This window comes from Streptomyces sp. NPDC050422, from assembly GCF_044458665.1.
Taxonomy (GTDB): Bacteria; Actinomycetota; Actinomycetes; order Streptomycetales; family Streptomycetaceae; genus Streptomyces.
The window spans coordinates 85,535-100,774 of the sequence record NZ_JBITIE010000019.1 but is presented as its reverse complement, the minus strand read 5'-3'; the positions used below and the strand labels follow the sequence as shown (position 1 = coordinate 100,774).

General features: G+C 71.2%; 14 protein-coding genes. 5 read left to right on the top strand and 9 right to left on the bottom strand.

Features of this window, described 5'->3' with window-relative positions:
- Positions 1-22 precede the first annotated feature (22 nt).
- Together ACIBJG_RS28450 and ACIBJG_RS28445 are read right to left on the bottom strand one after the other, a co-directional pair.
- Positions 23-706 carry a response regulator gene (locus ACIBJG_RS28450; RefSeq protein WP_399311647.1) on the bottom strand — a complete coding sequence of 228 codons (684 nt, stop codon included), beginning with the start codon at positions 704-706 and terminating at the stop codon, positions 23-25.
- Positions 703-1,851, bottom strand: a complete 1,149-nt coding sequence (locus ACIBJG_RS28445; RefSeq protein WP_399311645.1) for a sensor histidine kinase — start codon at positions 1,849-1,851, stop codon at positions 703-705. Before ACIBJG_RS28445 ends, ACIBJG_RS28450 begins: the two co-directional genes overlap by 4 nt.
- Positions 1,852-2,020: 169 nt before the next feature.
- Between ACIBJG_RS28445 and ACIBJG_RS28440 the strand changes: the two genes are divergently transcribed.
- Entirely contained in the window at positions 2,021-3,004 is a 984-nt protein-coding gene (locus tag ACIBJG_RS28440) for a carboxymuconolactone decarboxylase family protein (protein WP_399311643.1), read from the top strand.
- Complete coding sequence (locus ACIBJG_RS28435) at positions 3,001-3,807, top strand: class I SAM-dependent methyltransferase (RefSeq protein WP_399311641.1); 807 nt, start codon at positions 3,001-3,003, stop codon at positions 3,805-3,807. The genes ACIBJG_RS28440 and ACIBJG_RS28435 overlap by 4 nt, the downstream gene beginning before the upstream one ends.
- A gap of 173 nt (positions 3,808-3,980) precedes the next feature.
- Here ACIBJG_RS28435 and ACIBJG_RS28430 read toward each other — a convergent pair whose 3' ends face one another.
- Both ACIBJG_RS28430 and ACIBJG_RS28425 read right to left on the bottom strand, forming a co-directional pair.
- Positions 3,981-5,432, bottom strand: a complete 1,452-nt coding sequence (locus ACIBJG_RS28430; protein ID WP_399311640.1) for an amidase — start codon at positions 5,430-5,432, stop codon at positions 3,981-3,983.
- Between the two features lie 184 nt (positions 5,433-5,616).
- Positions 5,617-5,979 carry a hypothetical protein gene (locus ACIBJG_RS28425; RefSeq protein WP_399311638.1) on the bottom strand — a complete coding sequence of 121 codons (363 nt, stop codon included), beginning with the start codon at positions 5,977-5,979 and terminating at the stop codon, positions 5,617-5,619.
- A gap of 208 nt (positions 5,980-6,187) precedes the next feature.
- On the opposite strand from ACIBJG_RS28425, the gene ACIBJG_RS28420 reads away from it, so the two are divergent.
- Positions 6,188-6,961 (top strand): hypothetical protein, encoded by a 774-nt coding sequence (locus ACIBJG_RS28420; RefSeq protein ID WP_399311636.1) that lies wholly within the window; start codon positions 6,188-6,190, stop codon positions 6,959-6,961.
- Here the strand turns inward: ACIBJG_RS28420 and ACIBJG_RS28415 are convergent.
- Both ACIBJG_RS28415 and ACIBJG_RS28410 read right to left on the bottom strand, forming a co-directional pair.
- Complete coding sequence (locus ACIBJG_RS28415) at positions 6,924-8,474, bottom strand: NCS1 family nucleobase:cation symporter-1 (protein ID WP_399311634.1); 1,551 nt, start codon at positions 8,472-8,474, stop codon at positions 6,924-6,926. The genes ACIBJG_RS28420 and ACIBJG_RS28415 overlap by 38 nt on opposite strands.
- A 68-nt stretch (positions 8,475-8,542) precedes the next feature.
- On the bottom strand, positions 8,543-9,544 hold the full coding sequence (locus ACIBJG_RS28410; RefSeq protein WP_399311632.1) for a TIGR03842 family LLM class F420-dependent oxidoreductase: 1,002 nt from the start codon (positions 9,542-9,544) through the stop codon (positions 8,543-8,545).
- A 528-nt stretch (positions 9,545-10,072) separates the two neighbouring features.
- Between ACIBJG_RS28410 and ACIBJG_RS28405 the strand changes: the two genes are divergently transcribed.
- Both ACIBJG_RS28405 and ACIBJG_RS28400 read left to right on the top strand, forming a co-directional pair.
- Positions 10,073-10,741, top strand: coding sequence for a hypothetical protein (locus tag ACIBJG_RS28405; protein ID WP_399311630.1), 669 nt, complete (start codon positions 10,073-10,075; stop codon positions 10,739-10,741).
- Positions 10,742-10,793: 52 nt separating this feature from the next.
- Positions 10,794-11,408, top strand: coding sequence for a class F sortase (locus ACIBJG_RS28400; protein WP_399311628.1), 615 nt, complete (start codon positions 10,794-10,796; stop codon positions 11,406-11,408).
- A gap of 161 nt (positions 11,409-11,569) precedes the next feature.
- Here the strand turns inward: ACIBJG_RS28400 and hydA are convergent, their stop codons facing one another.
- From hydA to ACIBJG_RS28385, 3 genes are all read right to left on the bottom strand, one after another.
- Positions 11,570-12,961, bottom strand: coding sequence for a dihydropyrimidinase (gene hydA / locus ACIBJG_RS28395; RefSeq protein WP_399311626.1), 1,392 nt, complete (start codon positions 12,959-12,961; stop codon positions 11,570-11,572).
- Between the two features lie 153 nt (positions 12,962-13,114).
- Complete coding sequence (locus ACIBJG_RS28390) at positions 13,115-14,398, bottom strand: aspartate aminotransferase family protein (RefSeq protein WP_399311624.1); 1,284 nt, start codon at positions 14,396-14,398, stop codon at positions 13,115-13,117.
- Positions 14,395-15,237 carry a nitrilase-related carbon-nitrogen hydrolase gene (locus ACIBJG_RS28385; protein ID WP_399311622.1) on the bottom strand — a complete coding sequence of 281 codons (843 nt, stop codon included), beginning with the start codon at positions 15,235-15,237 and terminating at the stop codon, positions 14,395-14,397. Before ACIBJG_RS28385 ends, ACIBJG_RS28390 begins: the two co-directional genes overlap by 4 nt.
- Positions 15,238-15,240 lie beyond the last annotated feature (3 nt).

The window sequence follows — 15,240 nt, the reverse complement described above, 5'->3', positions numbered from 1 at the left end:
CGGGCCCCAGGGATGCGGGACATCACCGCTCGCGCGGCGTGACCAGCCCCGACTCGTAGGCGAATACAACGAGTTGGGCGCGGTCGCGGGCGCCGAGTTTGGTCATGGCGCGGCTGATGTGCGTCTTGGCGGTGAACGGGCTGATGACCATGTGCGCGGCGATCTCCTCGTTCGTCAGCCCCCGGGCCGCCAGCGCGCTGACCTCCCGCTCCCGGCGGGTCAGCGTCTCGAAGCCCGGTGCGGTCGTCCGGTCGGGGGGCCGGGCGACGAACTCGCCGATCAGTCTGCGGGTGATGGCGGGCGAGAGCAGGGCGTCGCCGCGGGCCGCGACGCGGACGGCGTGGAGCAGTTCGGCGGGTTCGGTGTCCTTGAGCAGGAAGCCCGCCGCACCGGCGCGCAGCGCGTCGAACACGTACTCGTCCAGGCCGTAGTTGGTCAGGATCACCACGTGGACCCCGTCCAGCAGCGGGTCGGCGGCGATCGCCCGGGTCGCCTCGATGCCCGTCATCACGGGCATCTGTACGTCGACGAGGGCGATGTCGGGGGTGTGCAGCCGGGCCAGCTCCAGCCCCTCGCGGCCGTTGGCGGCCTCGCCGACCACCTCGATGCCGTCCTCCGCGTCGAGCAGCGCCCGGAAGCCGGCCCGCATCAGGGCCTGGTCGTCGACGATGAGGACCCGGAGGGGCGCTTCGGCGTCCGCGTTCATCCGGTGGATCCGACGGTGTTCAGGGGCAGTTCGGCGTGTACGGAGAAGCCTCCGGCCCGGCGCGGTGCCGCGGCCAAGGTGCCGCCGAGCGCCGTGACGCGTTCCCGCATGCCGGTGAGGCCCGTGCCGGCGGTGACCGTGTCGTCCGGGCCGCAGGGGCCGTGGTCGTCGACGTGCACGGTCAGCGCGCTCGGCCCGTAGGCGAGCCGGACGGTGGTCGGGGCCCGGTCGGCGTGCCGGGCCACGTTGGTCAGGGCCTCCTGCACGATGCGGTACGCGGCACGGTCCACGGCTGCGGGCAGCGGCCGCTCCTCGCCGCTGACGGTGACCGCGAGCGCGATGCCGGCGCTGCGGGCCCGGTCGGCGAGTTCGCCGATCCGGTCGAGTCCGGTGCCGGGTTCGACCACATCGGTGCGCAACACCTCCAGCGTGGCGCGCAGTTCCCGCATCGCCTCGCCGCTGGCCTCCTGGATGGCGAGCAGCGCGGGTTCCACCTCGGTGCCGCGCTTGCGGGCGAGGTGGACGGCGACTCCGGCCTGGAGCTTGACGATCGAGATGGAGTGGGTGAGCGAGTCGTGCAGTTCGCGGGCGATCCGAAGCCGCTCCTCCCCCGCCCGTCGCAGCGCGGCCTCGTCCCGTGTGCGTTCGGCGTCCAGGGCCCGCTGCTCGGTCTGGCGCAGATACGCCTGCCAGTTCTTGTCGATGAGTCCGGTGACCCCGGCGCAGAGGAACCAGCCGAGCAGCAGCAGGGTCCGCTCCACGACGCTCTCGGCGGCGGGCGATGCGGTGACCAGGACGGTGAAGTATCCGGTGAGGAAGAGTGCACCGGCCGCGACGCCCCAGACGCGGTGCCCGCTGCGGGCGGCGGCGTGCACGGCGGCCAGCACGGGGAACGCCGCCCAGGTGCCCGGATGCGCGTGGAGCACGTAGCCGGACATGGCGAGCGTGGTGACGGCGAGCACCGTGCGAGGCGCGCGGTGGTGCTCGGCGAGGGCCAGTGAGCCGATCGCGACGAGCACCAGGTCGAGCACGCCGGGCGCCGACGCCGCGAGGGCGGCGACGGTGACCGCCGCACCGATCGCCACCGCGAGTACCGCGTCCAGCAACCGGGTGCGGCGCTCCGCGTCCCCCGTGTCCCCCGTCATGTGCCGCACCCTAACTCCCGTACGGCCAAGGGGGCATCAGCCCTGAGGACCGGCCGGGCACTACTCCCCGGGCAGTAGTGCCCGGCCGTCGCCGGCCGGAGGGGACCAGCGGCGACTGCCTTCGGCGGTACGACGACCGGGCCCCGGTCCGCGGGCGAGCATCGTCGCCATGACCGGACCTTTCCGCTACACCTCACCCGTACCTCCGAAGTCGGCGACCGGCGTGGTCGCCGACGTGTACGCCCAGATGTCCTCCGACTTCGGGATCGAGCGTGCCTCGGCCTTCGTCGTCCTGTCCGCGTCCCCGCCGCTCCTCACCTCGACCTGGGCGCTGGCACGCGAGTCGCTGCTGGCCGGGCAGGTGCCCCGTACGGAAAAGGAGGTGGTGGCGGCCGGGGTGTCGCTCGCCAACCGCTGTCCGTTCTGCGTGGACGCGCACACCGTGCTGCTGCACGCCACCGGCGACCACCGGCTTGCGGAGACGATCGCCCGCGGCGAGCAGCCGGCGGACCCCGCCCATCGCGCGCTCCTGGCCTGGGGAAAGGACATGAGTACGCCGCAGCCCTTCGCAGCCGCTGCCGCGCCCGAACACATCGGGACCGCGCTCACCTTCCATTTCATCAACCGGATCGTCTCGTCGCTGCTGACCGAGAGCATGCTGCCCTACGGTCTCCAGCGACTCCGTGCCGTACGGAGTGCGGCGGGCCGATCCCTCTCCCGGACCGTGCGCCGCGAGCTGGTGACCGGTCTGAGCCTGCCCCTGCTCGAAACGGAGGGCGAGGCTCCCCCCTGGGCGGCGGGCACCGCCGTCGGCATCGCGTTCGGCGCCCTGCGCACCGCGGCGGAGCTGGGTGCCGGGCTGCTGAGCGACGAGGACGCGGCGCTCGTACGCGAGTCGGCGGCGGCCTGGGACGGTGTCACCCCGCTCCCCCTGCACGGAGCGGATCTGCCGGACCGGGCCGAGCACCCGGGTGCCCGGCTGGCGCTGCTCGCCGCACGCGCCCCGTACCGGATCACGGACGAGGACGTGGCCGCCTGGCTCGCACCGCCGTTCACCGATCACTGTCTGGTCCATCTGATCGCGTTCGGTGCGATCTGCGCCGTCGGGCGCGTCGAGGCCACGCTCACCACGGAATCGAAGGAGCACGCATGACCGTCGCCGAAGCCTGGAACGGACCGCTCGGGCAGCACTGGGCCGCGCACCCGGACCGCTACAACGCCATGCTGGACGGGTTCGACGCAGCGCTGTTCGACGCGGCGGCGGTCGCCGACGGGGACCGGGTGGTGGACATCGGCTGCGGCAGCGGGCTCACGACGCGGATGGCCGCACTACGGGCCCCGGCCGGCCGGGTCACCGGTGTCGACATCTCGGAGCCGCTCGTCGGACGGGCCCGCGCACTCACCGACGACGCGCAGTTCCCGCATGTCACCTACCGGTTGGGCGATGCACAGAGCTGCGCCTTCGAGCCCGGCGGGTACGACCTGGCCATCAGCCGGGGCGGGGTGATGTTCTTCGCCGACCCGGTCGCCGCGTTCGCCAACATCGCGGGGGCGCTGCGGCCGGGCGGCCGGCTGGTGTTCCTCTGCCCGCAGCCCGCGCAGCCGGACGGCGAGGAGCGCAAGGCGCTGGGCCTGCTGGCCTCGCTCCTGGGCCGGGACCACACGACCGAGAGCGCGGTGGCCACGGCGATGGCCTCGCTCTCGGAGCCGGAGCGCATCCACGAGGTCCTGGGCGCGGCGGGCTTCACGGACATCGAGGTAACGGGCGTGAGCGCCGACACCTGCTGGGGGAAGGATGCGGCGGACGCGGTCGGGTTCTTCGTCTCACGCGCCCCCGGCCTCGCCGTCTCCGACGCCACACGGGCCGCGATGACCAGCGCCCTGCTGCCGTACGAGACACCGCGCGGGGTGATGCTGCGGGCGGGCGTGTGGGTGGTGGCCGCGCGGACGCCCTAGGTTCTGTCCGGAGTCCCGCGTCGTCCGCGCGGAGCGCGGGCGCAGCGGCGGTCGGTGCGTGCGATCGGTGTGCGTGGTCGCAGGTCATGTGGCGGAGTCACCTGTCCTGCGACCACGTGCGGCGAGCGGGCGTGCCGGGCGCCGGGGCGCAGACGCGGGACTCCGGACAGGACCTAAGGTGCGGCCGGCGGGCGGTGCTCGTACCACCGCCGGTCGGCCTCCAACTGGGCGGCCAGCGAGATGAGGCGTTCCTCGCTGCGGGAGGGGCCGAGCAGTTGGGCCCCGACGGGGAGGCCGTCGGGGGTGAAGCCCGCGGGGACGTTGATTCCGGGCCAGCCGAGGACGTTCCACGGCCAGGCGTACGGGCAGGCCTCGGCGATCGCGACGTCGGTGCGCCAGGCGCTCAGCCCGTCGAACCTGCCGACGGGCGGGGGCGGCAGGGCGGTCGTCGGGGTGAGCAGCACGTCAAAGCCCGATCCGGCCCTGCCGCGGGCGGGGTGGAACAGGGCGCCGATCCGCCGGTGCTGGCGTACTTCCCGGCCCCGTGCCGCCCGCACCACCCGGCCGCCGAGGCGGGTTCCGGTGCGCAGGGCGCTGCGGGTGCGGGGGTCCAGGAGCGCGGGCTCGGGGTGCAGGGCGGCGAGTTCGGCGATGCCCGCGGTGGCGCGGGGAAGGAAGCCGAGGCCGATCAGCCCGTAACGGGGCCGGGCCTCCTCGACGTGGTGGCCGAGCCGGGCCAGCGCCTCGGCGAGTTCGGTGACGGCGCGGCGGACGTCGGGGTGGGGGGCCGTGCCGGTGAGGGTGAGCGGGGGGCGCCAGGCAAGCGCGATGCGCAGCCGGCCCGGGTCGCGGCGGGCTGCGGCCGAGGCGTCGACGGGCGGCGGGCGGTGCGGGTCGTCGGGGTGCGCCCCGGCGACGGCGTCCAACAGCAGGGCGGCGTCCGCGACGGTCCTGGCCAGCGGGCCGTTGACGGTGAGCCCCTGGAAGGCGTCGGTGTGGGGGTGCACGGAGATCCGGCCGCGCTGGGGCTTGATGCCGACGAGGTGGGTCCAGGCGGCGGGGATGCGGACGGACCCGGCGCCGTCGGATCCGAGCGCGGCGGGGACCAGTCCGGCGGCGACGGCGGCCGCGGATCCGCCGGAGGAACCGCCGGGAGTGTGATCGGTGTTCCATGGATTACGGGTGACGCCGAAGGCCGATCCCTCGGTGAACGGCCACTGGCCCAGCTCGCAGGAGTTGGTCTTCCCGACGATCACGGCCCCGGCCGCGCGCAGCCTGCGTACGGACTCGCTGTCGGCGGTCGCGGCGGGCAGCTCACCCGCGCAGCCGAAGTGGGTGGGCAGCCCGGCGACATCGGTGTCGTCCTTGACGGCTACGGGCACCCCGAGCAGCGGCAGCCGCTCACCCGCGTCGAGCCGGCGGTCGGCCACGGCGGCCTCGGCGAGTGCGGCGGTCGCGCGCAGGTGCCGGAAGGCGTTGAGGGTGCCCTGGCTCGCCTCGATCCGGGCGAGGGCCTCGGTGACCAGCCGGGTGGCGGTGGTACGGCCGTCCGCGAGGGCGCGGGCGCTGTCGGCCAGACCGGACGGGGCCCCGACGTCCGTTCCGGTGGATTCCACTGAGGACATGGGCTGCCCGCCTCCTCGTACCGTCAGGTGCGCGCACCTGTCCGACCGAACGAACGTGGACCGCCCGGCACATGGGGGGGCGGCCCTACTGGAGGGTAACGAGTCGCGGCCGATCCCTCAACCGTTCGTCCCGGCCCGGGTGGTGCCGCACCCGCAGGAGCGGCACCACGCCAGGCACGCAGGACTACGGCTGAACGCTGATCTCGCCGATACCGGTTCCGAGCCCGGCACAGTGGGCCGTCGACTGGCCCGACTGGCCCGGGTTCAGCGTGACGTGCTCACCGTCGACGTCCGGGGACCAGCCGCAGACCAGGTGCACCCAGAAGGTCTGCGCCGTGCCGCCGTTGTTCCGGCACAGCGCGTAGCCGGTGTAGTCGTCGACGGCGTGCTTGCCCGTGTCGCAGGAGAGCCCCGGTGGTGTCTTCGCCGGAGCGGCGGCCGAGGCCGCCGTGGCGAGGCCGGTGGACACCGCGAGCGCCGCGGTCAGCCCTGCGACCGCGGTGCCCCGCACAGCGGCCCTGGACAGGCTCCCGATGGACTTCTTCATGTTTCCCTCTCGGTCGTGACGAAGACGGTGCCTGGCAACCGTCCCCCCGCCCCCTTAACCGAAAACACCAGAGGACGTCACGCTGCGTACGCACCCGGGTTGTGGCGGAGGTACGCCGGGCGGCCGTCACTCCCCCGGCGTACGCTCGGATGACCGGACCGCAGAACCGGACAGGGACAGTCCCGCCACGACCCTTCGAGGAGGCGACGTGACCGGTCCACACCTCGGCACACGCCCCGCCGCATGGACTGCGGCGATCGTTCTCTCCGTCACCGGCAGCGCCGTCGCCGGAAGCGGCACGGCCCACGCGGAGGACATCGACCACCTCACCGCACAGCAGATCGCCGACCGCTCCCGCGACGCACTGCTCGGCGCGCAGTCCCTGCACCTGAGCACGAGCGGGGACCTGGGCAAGGGCAGCACGCCCATGCACCTGGAGCTCACCCTGGACCGGGCCGGCAACTGCAACGGTTCGGTGGACCTCGGCAGCAGCCAGGGCTCGGCGCTGATCGTGAAACGGGGCGACGACATCTGGATCAAGCCGGACGCGGACTTCTGGAAGAACCAGGTCCCGGGTGGCGGTTCGGCCTTCGCCGCGATCGTGGGCGACCGCTACATGAAGGGGGCGGCCGACGATCCCCGGCTGAGCGCCCTGACCAAGACGTGCGACCTCAACACCTTCCAGAAGCTGGTCAGCGACAACGCGAACGACGACACCGGCACGCTCAACAAGGGCGCGAAGACCACGCTCGGCAAGGCGTCCGTCGTCCCGCTGACCAGGATGCGGGCAGGCACCACTCTGACACTGGACGTGGCGGCCACCGGCAAGCCGTATCCGCTGCGCCTCACCATCGAGGGCAACGGCGCGGACGCGGTCGTGGGCTTCTCCGCCTTCGACGAACCCGTGCCCAGGACCACGCCCTCGCCGGCCGACTCGTTCGACGTCAGCGCGCTGCTGGGCCGGACGACGAGCCCGGTGTGACGCGCTCGCGCCCGGTGAGCACGACGTACAGCACCAGTGAGGACGCCAGGCCGACCGCCCACCCGTAGTCGGCCAGGGGTTTCAGGAACGGGACGAGGCCGTCGGCCGGGAACGGCCCCTTGCCGGGCGCCGAGTGCGAGCCGCCGATCGCCAGGACACCGCCGGCGGCGAAGGCGGCGACGGCCCGCCAGTTCCAGCCGTTCGTGTACCAGTAGCGGCCGCCGGGCCGGTAGAGGTCGGCGAGGTCGAGCACCGTGCGCCGGACGATCCAGTAGTCGGCGATCAGGATGCCCGCCACCGTACCGAGCAGCCCGCCGACGAGTCCGAGCCAGGTGAAGATGTACAGCTCGGGCGTCTCGGTGAGCTTCCACGGCATGATCACGACGCCGACGACGCCCGTGATCAGCGCACCCGTACGGAAGTTGATGAACTTCGGCGCGAGGTTCGCCAGGTCGTACGCGGGTGAGACGACGTTCGCCGCGATGTTCACGGAGATCGTCGCCACCAGCACCGTCACGAGCGCGTACAGCAGACCGAAGACGTTGTCGGTACGGGCGACCAGTTGCACCGGGTCCCAGATCGCCTCGCCGTACACGGCCTGCGAACCCGAGGTCACCAGGACGGAGAGGAACGCGAAGAGCGTCATCGTGGTGGGCAGGCCGAGCGACTGGCCGCGGATCTGGGCGCGTTGGCCGGCGCCGAAGCGGGTGAAGTCGGGGATGTTCAGGGAGAGCGTGGCCCAGAAGGCGATCATGCCCATCAGGGAGGGGAAGAATACCGGCCAGAACTCCTTGCCCCAGCCGAGCTTCGAGGGCTGGTCGAGCAGTGGACCGAGGCCGCCCGCCTTGACGGCGACCCAGACCAGCAGCACCAGCGCGCCGACGATGACGAAGGGCGCCGCCCAGTTCTCGAAGCGGCGCAGGGTGTCCATCCCCCGGTAGATGATGGCGAGTTCGAGGGCCCAGAAGAGGACGAAGCACAGCCAGAGCGTCCACGGCTGCCCGCCGATCTCGTCCGCCCGGGCCCAGCCGCCGAAGATCTTCCCGAGCAGGGTGAAGATGCCGACGCCGCCGATCCAGGTCTGGATGCCGAACCACGCGCACGCCACCGCGGCCCGGATCAGGGCGGGCAGATTGGCACCGCGCAGCCCGAACGAGGCGCGGGCCAGCACCGGGAAGGGGATGCCGTACTTGGGTCCGGCGTGCCCGGTGAGCAGCATGGGTCCGAGGACGATCAGGTTGGCGAGCGCGATGGTGAAGACCGCCTGTTTCCAGTCCATGCCGAGGGCGACGAGGCCGGAGGCGAGGAGCCAGGACGGGATGTTGTGGGCCATGCCGACCCAGAGGGCGGCGAAGTTGTACGTGGTCCAGTTGCGCCGCTCCAGGGGCACGGGCAGGAGGTCCTCGTTGACGAACCGGCTGTCGTCGGGAGCGGCGCCGGCGGGGATTTCGACGCGGTCCGGGGCCGTGGGTATCCGGTCCCGGGGTGGTGGCGGTGGGGCGGTCGATGTCATGGCGGCTGGACCCTTCGCTCGGGAAACGGTGCCGTGCGGGGCGTATGACGGGAGAGGGCGGGCTGCGGTCAGTCCGTGAGTGCGGGGATGATCTCGGAGCCGTAGGCGTCGATGGTCGCCTCGCGGGCGTCATGCATGTTGTAGACGGCGAACTGGTCGACGCCGAGGTCGCGCAGGGCACGGAGTTTCTCGATGTGCGCCTCGGGCGGTCCGAGCAGGCAGAAGCGGTCGACGATCTCGTCGGGGACGAAGGCGGTGTCGGGGTTCCCGGTGCGGCCGTGGTGGCTGTAGTCGTACCCGGAGCGTCCGGCGATGTACTCGGTCAGGGCCTCGGGGACGAGGCCGGAGTGCTCGCCGTAGCGGGAGACCAGGTCGGCGACGTGGTTGCCGACCATGCCGCCGAACCAGCGGCACTGCTCGCGGGCGTGGTCGAGGTCGTCGCCCACGTAGGCGGGCGCGGCGACGCAGATGGTCACGGAGTCCGGGTCGCGTCCCGCATCGGCGGCCGCGTCCCGGACCGCTTTGATCATCCATTCGGTGAGGAAGGGATCGGCGAGCTGGAGGATGAAGCCGTCGGCCTTCTGCCCGGCGAGCGCGAGCGCCTTGGGCCCGTACGCACCCATCCAGACGGGCAGCCGGCCGTCCTTGACCCACGGGATCTGGACCGGCTGTCCGTCGACGACCGCCTCGCGCCCCTCGGCGAGGTCGCGGATGACGTCGATGGCCTCGCCGAGCCGGGCCAGGGTGTTGGGGCTGCGTCCGGCGACGCGCATCGCCGAGTCGCCGCGGCCGATGCCGCAGACCGTGCGGTTGCCGTACATGTCGTTGAGGGTGGCGAAGGTGGAGGCGGTCACCTCCCAGGTGCGGGTTCCCGGATTGGTCACCATGGGGCCGACCACGAGGCGTTCGGTGTGTTCGAGGATGCGGCTGTAGATGACGAAGGGTTCCTGCCAGAGAACCGCCGAGTCGAAGGTCCAGCCGTAGCGGAAGCCGTTGCGTTCGGCGCGGCGCATCAGGCCGACGACGGCCGAGGCGGGCGGGTCCGTCTGGAGGACGAGTCCGAAGTCCATGCCAGGTGCTCCTAGTCCAGGTGCTGACAGAGGGCGCGCGGGGTGTACGTTCCGGCGGCCTGCACGGAGGCGGAGGCGGTGTGCCGTCGTAGCCGCCGAGTGCGCATACCGCCCTCTTCCCCACACCGGCCTTCGGTACTCAAGGGGCACCCCGGTGGAGGCTCGAAGGTGCCGCCCCTGAGTGACGCGCTCCGCCAGATCCTTCCACATGAGTCCGTTCCCAGCCCGGTGCGCGCAGCCTCGAATTCACCCCTGCTCCTCGAAGGGGTACAGCGCGGCTTCGAAGCGGTCCGGCGCGCCTGGTCTGCGGATCTGCCGATTCACCCTGCGGTCACGCTCAGTGTTCGTGGAGACGTTGACGCCTCGTCATAGCCCCGCAGGCGGCGCCGTTCCGGGCTGCAATCGGCTACTCAGGGTACTTGCCTCCCCTTTTCAGAGTGTTCCCGCGCATTTCCTCGAAGGCTTGTGTCATCCCTTAGGCGATCAACCGATCAGTACGACAATCATCCCGGTTTGAAGGAGTTCAGCATGCGTATTCCTGCTTCCGTCCGTACCCGCAGCGTGCGCGCGGGTACCGCCGTCGCCGCCGTGGTCGCTGTCGCCGGCGCCACACTGGCCGGGGCATCCGCCGCGTATGCCGCTCCGGGCGACAGCGGAGACATCGACATCCGATCGGCCGGCTGGAACTCGAGCGGTGGCGACGGAGTCGAGGTCTGCAAGTTCGTCCTCTCCGCCAGCAACTTCGAGTCGTTCCCCGCGGTCGCCTGGACGATCACCGCGCAGCCCCCGACCGTTCCTCCGGGCGACACCCTGCGGAGCACACTGCCCCTCGTGAACGGCTCGGCCCGCAGCCAGGAGTACCTGCTCCCGGAGGGCACGTACCAGCTGGTGTGGATCACCCCGGCGGGCCTCAAGCAGAAGAGCTTCCGGGTCGACTGCACCAAGCCCGCCGCCAACGGCGGCCGCGCCGAAGGCACCGCCCAGAACACCTCCGCGGCAGGTGCCGAGTCGAATTACGAGAAGCCTTCCGGTGGGGTGCCCGCCGGTGGCGGCGGCGTCCCGGACATGGAGAGCGTCGGCTCCGAAAGCGACTCGAACGTCGGGATGACCGCCGCGCTCGCCGCCGGCGCGGCAGGAGCCGCGGGGCTGATCATGGTCCGCCGAGCCGCACGGCGCCGTGCCCGCTACGAGGCATAGGGCCCGCAGCAGGCGGCGGCGACGGGGGCCAAGTCGCGCATGCCGTCTCACGATGACGCTGTGCGTGTTCTCCGCGGTGGTGACCGGCGTCGTCCGGGCGAGTTCGGACTCGCCCGACGACCTGTCGGTCACCACCCGCGGCAGTGACGCCGCGGGCGGTGGCGGCCTGCCGGCCCAGCAGGGCCCGCAGCCGCCGCCGTCACCCTCACGACCGGTGAAGATCGCGGTTCCCGGCATCTTCATCGAGGCCCCGGTCACCGGTCTGGGGCTCGACAAGAACGGCCATCTCGGCGCCCCACCGCTGAGCCGGCCGAGGGTGGTGGGCTGGTACCGGAACGGCCCATCACCCGGTGAGGCGGGAACCTCGCTCATCATTGGTCACCGCGACACCGAGACCGGGCCGGCCATCTTCCTCAACCTCAACGCACTGCACCGGGGCGACACGGTGAGAGTCACCCGCGCCGACCGGGTCACCGCGGTCTTCACCGTCGATGACGTCAAGACCTACACGAAGGACAAGTTCCCGGACGACAAGGTGTACGGGGCCACCAGCCGTCCGGAGCTCAGACTCATCACCTGCGGCGGGCGCTTCAACAAGAAGGACGGCTACTCGGCCAACGTGGTCGTCTTCGCCCACCTGAAGTCGCTGAAGAAGCAGACGGCCTGAGGGCTGTCGGCGGTTCGGGATCGGCCGGTACCCCGGCGCGGGGTACCGGCCGCCCCCCACCCCGCTCCGACTCCCTTGCGATTCCCTTGCGGACGGGCGCGGGCCGCACCGCGGCGAGGCCGGGCCGGTCACCGGCTCCGGCACACGCGGTCCGGTCGAGTTCAGTTGGCGTACTGGCACATCCCCCGAGGCAGGTACACGCCGTGCCCCGCCTCCCCCACATACGCACGGTTGTCGATGACGGGGATCCCGCGAGACAGCACCGTCTCCACCCTGCCCCGCACACGCTTGCCCTCGTAGGCCGAGTAGTCGACATTCATGTGATGCGTCTCCGCAGACATGATCTGCTCGGCCGTCGGGTCGTAGATGACGATGTCCGCGTCCGCACCCGGGGCGATCGTGCCCTTCTTCGGATACAGCCCGAACATGCGAGCGGGCGCGGCGCAGGCGATCTCGATCCAGCGGCGGCGGCTGATATGCCCGTCGACAACGCCCTGGTGCAGCAGGTCCATGCGGTTCTCCACGCCCGGCATGCCGTTCGGGATCTTCGAGAAGTCTCCCCGGCCCATCTCCTTCTGCCCCTTGAAGCAGAACGGGCAATGGTCGGTGGACACCACTTGCAGATCGTTCGTACGCAAGCCACGCCACAAGGCCTCTTGGTGTTCCTTCGGGCGCAGCGGGGTGGAGCAGACGTACTTCGCTCCTTCGAAGTCGGGTTCGGCGAGGTTGTCGGTCGAGAGGAACAGGTACTGGGGACACGTCTCACCGAACACGGGGAGCCCCTCGTCCCGGGCCCGCGCCAGTTCGGCGACGGCCTCCTGGGCCGACACGTGCACCACGTAGAGAGGCGAACCCGCCACCTGGCTCAGCTTGATCACCCGATGCGTCGCCTCCGCTTCGAGCAGAGCCTTGCGGACCTCACCGTGATGGCGCGGGTCCCTCTCCCCGCGTGCCAGCGCCTGCTCGACGAGCACGTCGATCGCGAGGCCGTTCTCCGCATGTGTCATCACCAGGCCGCCGTTGGAGGCGGCGCGTTGCATGGCGCGCAGGATCTGGCCGTCGTCGGAGAGGAAGACCCCCGGGTACGCGGTGAAGAGTTTGAACGAGGTCACGCCGGCCGAGACGAGCACGTCCATCTCTCGCAGCGAGGACTCGTTCACATCGGACATGATCATGTGGAACGCGTAGTCGATCGCGCACTTGCCGTTCGCCTTCTCGTGCCAGGCATCGAGCCCCTCCCCCAGCGAGCCGCCTCTGGGCTGGATCGCGAAGTCGATGATGGTCGTCGTGCCGCCGCAGGCCGCGGCCCGGGTACCGGTTTCGAACGTGTCGGAGGCGAGGGTGCCGCCGAATGGCATCTCCATATGGGTGTGACCGTCGACCCCGCCCGGAATCACGTACTTCCCGGCGGCGTCGATGACGTGGTCGGCCGTCCACCCATGACTGTCATGAGTGGCCATGGCCACGACCCGGCCGCCGTCGACCAGCACATCGACGTGCAATTCGTCGGAGGCCGTGATCACCAGGCCGCCCCTGATGAGAGTGCGTGCCATAGCTTCTGCTCCATTCGAGTCGGATCGACGCCGTCTCAGGCTTCCTGCCCGCCCCACGCCCGTCAGGGCTGTCCCGTGATCAGTCCCCGGCGGGACGGCCCTTCCGTGGGGCACACGCGTGTGCGGGGGCCGGCGTGCCCCCGCACTCCCCTCTCACCCCACCGAGCGCAGCGCCTCGGCGAGGATCGCCGCACCCTCCTCCGCCTCCGGGATGGCCAGCGAGAGCGGCGGGGCGATGCGCAGCACGCTGGTGTCGTGGCCACCGCCCTTGCCGATGAGCAGGCCGCCCTCCCGTGCCGCTTCGAGCACGGCCGCGGCCGCTTCGGGGTTCGCCTCGTCCGTGCCCGGCTTGACCAGTTCGATGCCGATCATCAGACCGCGCCCGCGCACCTCCCGTACGCACTCCGAGGCCGCGCCGATCGCACGCAGCCGCTCGATCAGCAGACCGCCGACCCTGCGGGCGTTGCCCTGGAGGTCGTGTTCGAGGAGGTACGAGAGGTTGGCGAGGCCGGCGGCCATCGTGACCGGGGAGCCGCCGAACGTCGAAATGGAGTTGGCGTCCAGGCAGTTCATGACGTCGGCACGGGCGACGACACCGCCGATCGACATCCCGTTGCCGATGCCCTTGGCGAACGTGAGGATGTCCGGCGGCCCGTTCCTCCCGTGCGCCTGCCAGCCCCAGAAGTGCTCGCCGGAGCGACCCCAGCCGGTCTGCACCTCGTCGGAGATCCACAGGATGCCGTGCCGGTCCAGGACTTCGCGGAACGCCGCGTACAGGCCGTCGGGCGGGGAGGTGAACCCGCCCACGCCCTGGATGGGTTCGGCGATCAGTGCGGCGGGCGACCGGGTGTGGCCGAGCAGGTCCTCCAGGTCCGCGACACAGGCGGCGATGAACTCCCCGTCGCCCAGGTGCGCGTACGGCCCCCGGGTGCGGACGCCCCCGTGCACGTACAGCGTCTGGAGCGGCGACAGGCTGGTGGGCGACCAGGCGTTGTTGCCGGTGATGGAGACCGCGGAGAAGGACCGGCCGTGGTAGCTGTTGCGCATCGCGAGGATCTGGTTCGACCTGCGGTACGTGGTGGCGAGCAGCAGGGCCGTGTCGTTGGCCTCGGTGCCGGAGGTGGTGAAGAAGACCCGTGCCTCCGGGATGCCGGAGAGCGTGGCGATGCGCTCGGCGAGTTCGACCATCGGCCGGTTCAGGTAGAGCGTGGAGGAGTGGATGATCCGCCCGGCCTGCTCGCTGACCGCCTTGGTGACCTCGGGCAGCGCGTGAGCGGTCATCGTGGTGAGGATGCCGCCGAAGAAGTCCAGGTAGCGGTTGCCGTCCGCGTCCCAGACATGACGGCCCTCGCCGTGGGTGATCTCCAGCGGGTGCCGGTAGTAGAGCGCCAGCCACTCGGGACTGACGGCGAGATGGCGGTGGTGCAGGCTGCTCACGGCTCCACCAGTCCCTCGTACGCGTCGGGTCGGCGGTCCCGGTAGAAGGCCCACTGCTGGCGGACCTCCTCGATCAGGCCGAAGTCCAGGTCACGGACGAGGAGTTCCTCCGACTTGTCACTGGCCACATCGCCGACGAACTGACCGCGCGGGTCGACGAAGTAGCTGGTTCCGTAGAAGTCGTTGTCGCCGTACTCCTCCTGGCCGACGCGGTTGATCGCGGCGATGAAGTACTCGTTGGCGACGGCGGACGCGGGCTGCTCCAGCTGCCAGAGGTGGCCGGAGAGGCCGCGCGAGGTCGCGGACGGGTTGTACACCAACTGTGCTCCGTTGAGCCCCAGTTGACGCCATCCCTCGGGGAAGTGCCGGTCGTAGCAGATATAGACGCCGACCTTGCCGACGGCCGTGTCGAAGACGGGCCAGCCGACGTTGCCGGGCTTGAAGTAGTACTTCTCCCAGAATCCCCTGACCTGCGGGATGTGGTGCTTGCGGTACTTGCCGAGGTACGACCCGTCGGCGTCGATGACCGCGGCGGTGTTGTAGTAGAAGCCGGACTGTTCGACCTCGAAGACCGGGACGACGATCACCATGCCGGTCTCCCGGGCCAGCTCCCGCATACGCTGCACGGTCGGTCCGTCGGGAACGGCCTCCGCCCAGCGGTAGTGCTCGGGCTCCTGCACCTGGCAGAAGTAGGGGGCGTTGAACACCTCCTGGAACCCGATGATCTTCGCCCCCTGCCGGGCGGCCTCGCGAGCGTGTTCCTCGTGCTTGGCGATCATGGATTCGGTGTCGCCGGTCCAGGTCGCCTGGACGAGTGCGGCGCGTACGACGTGGGACATGAG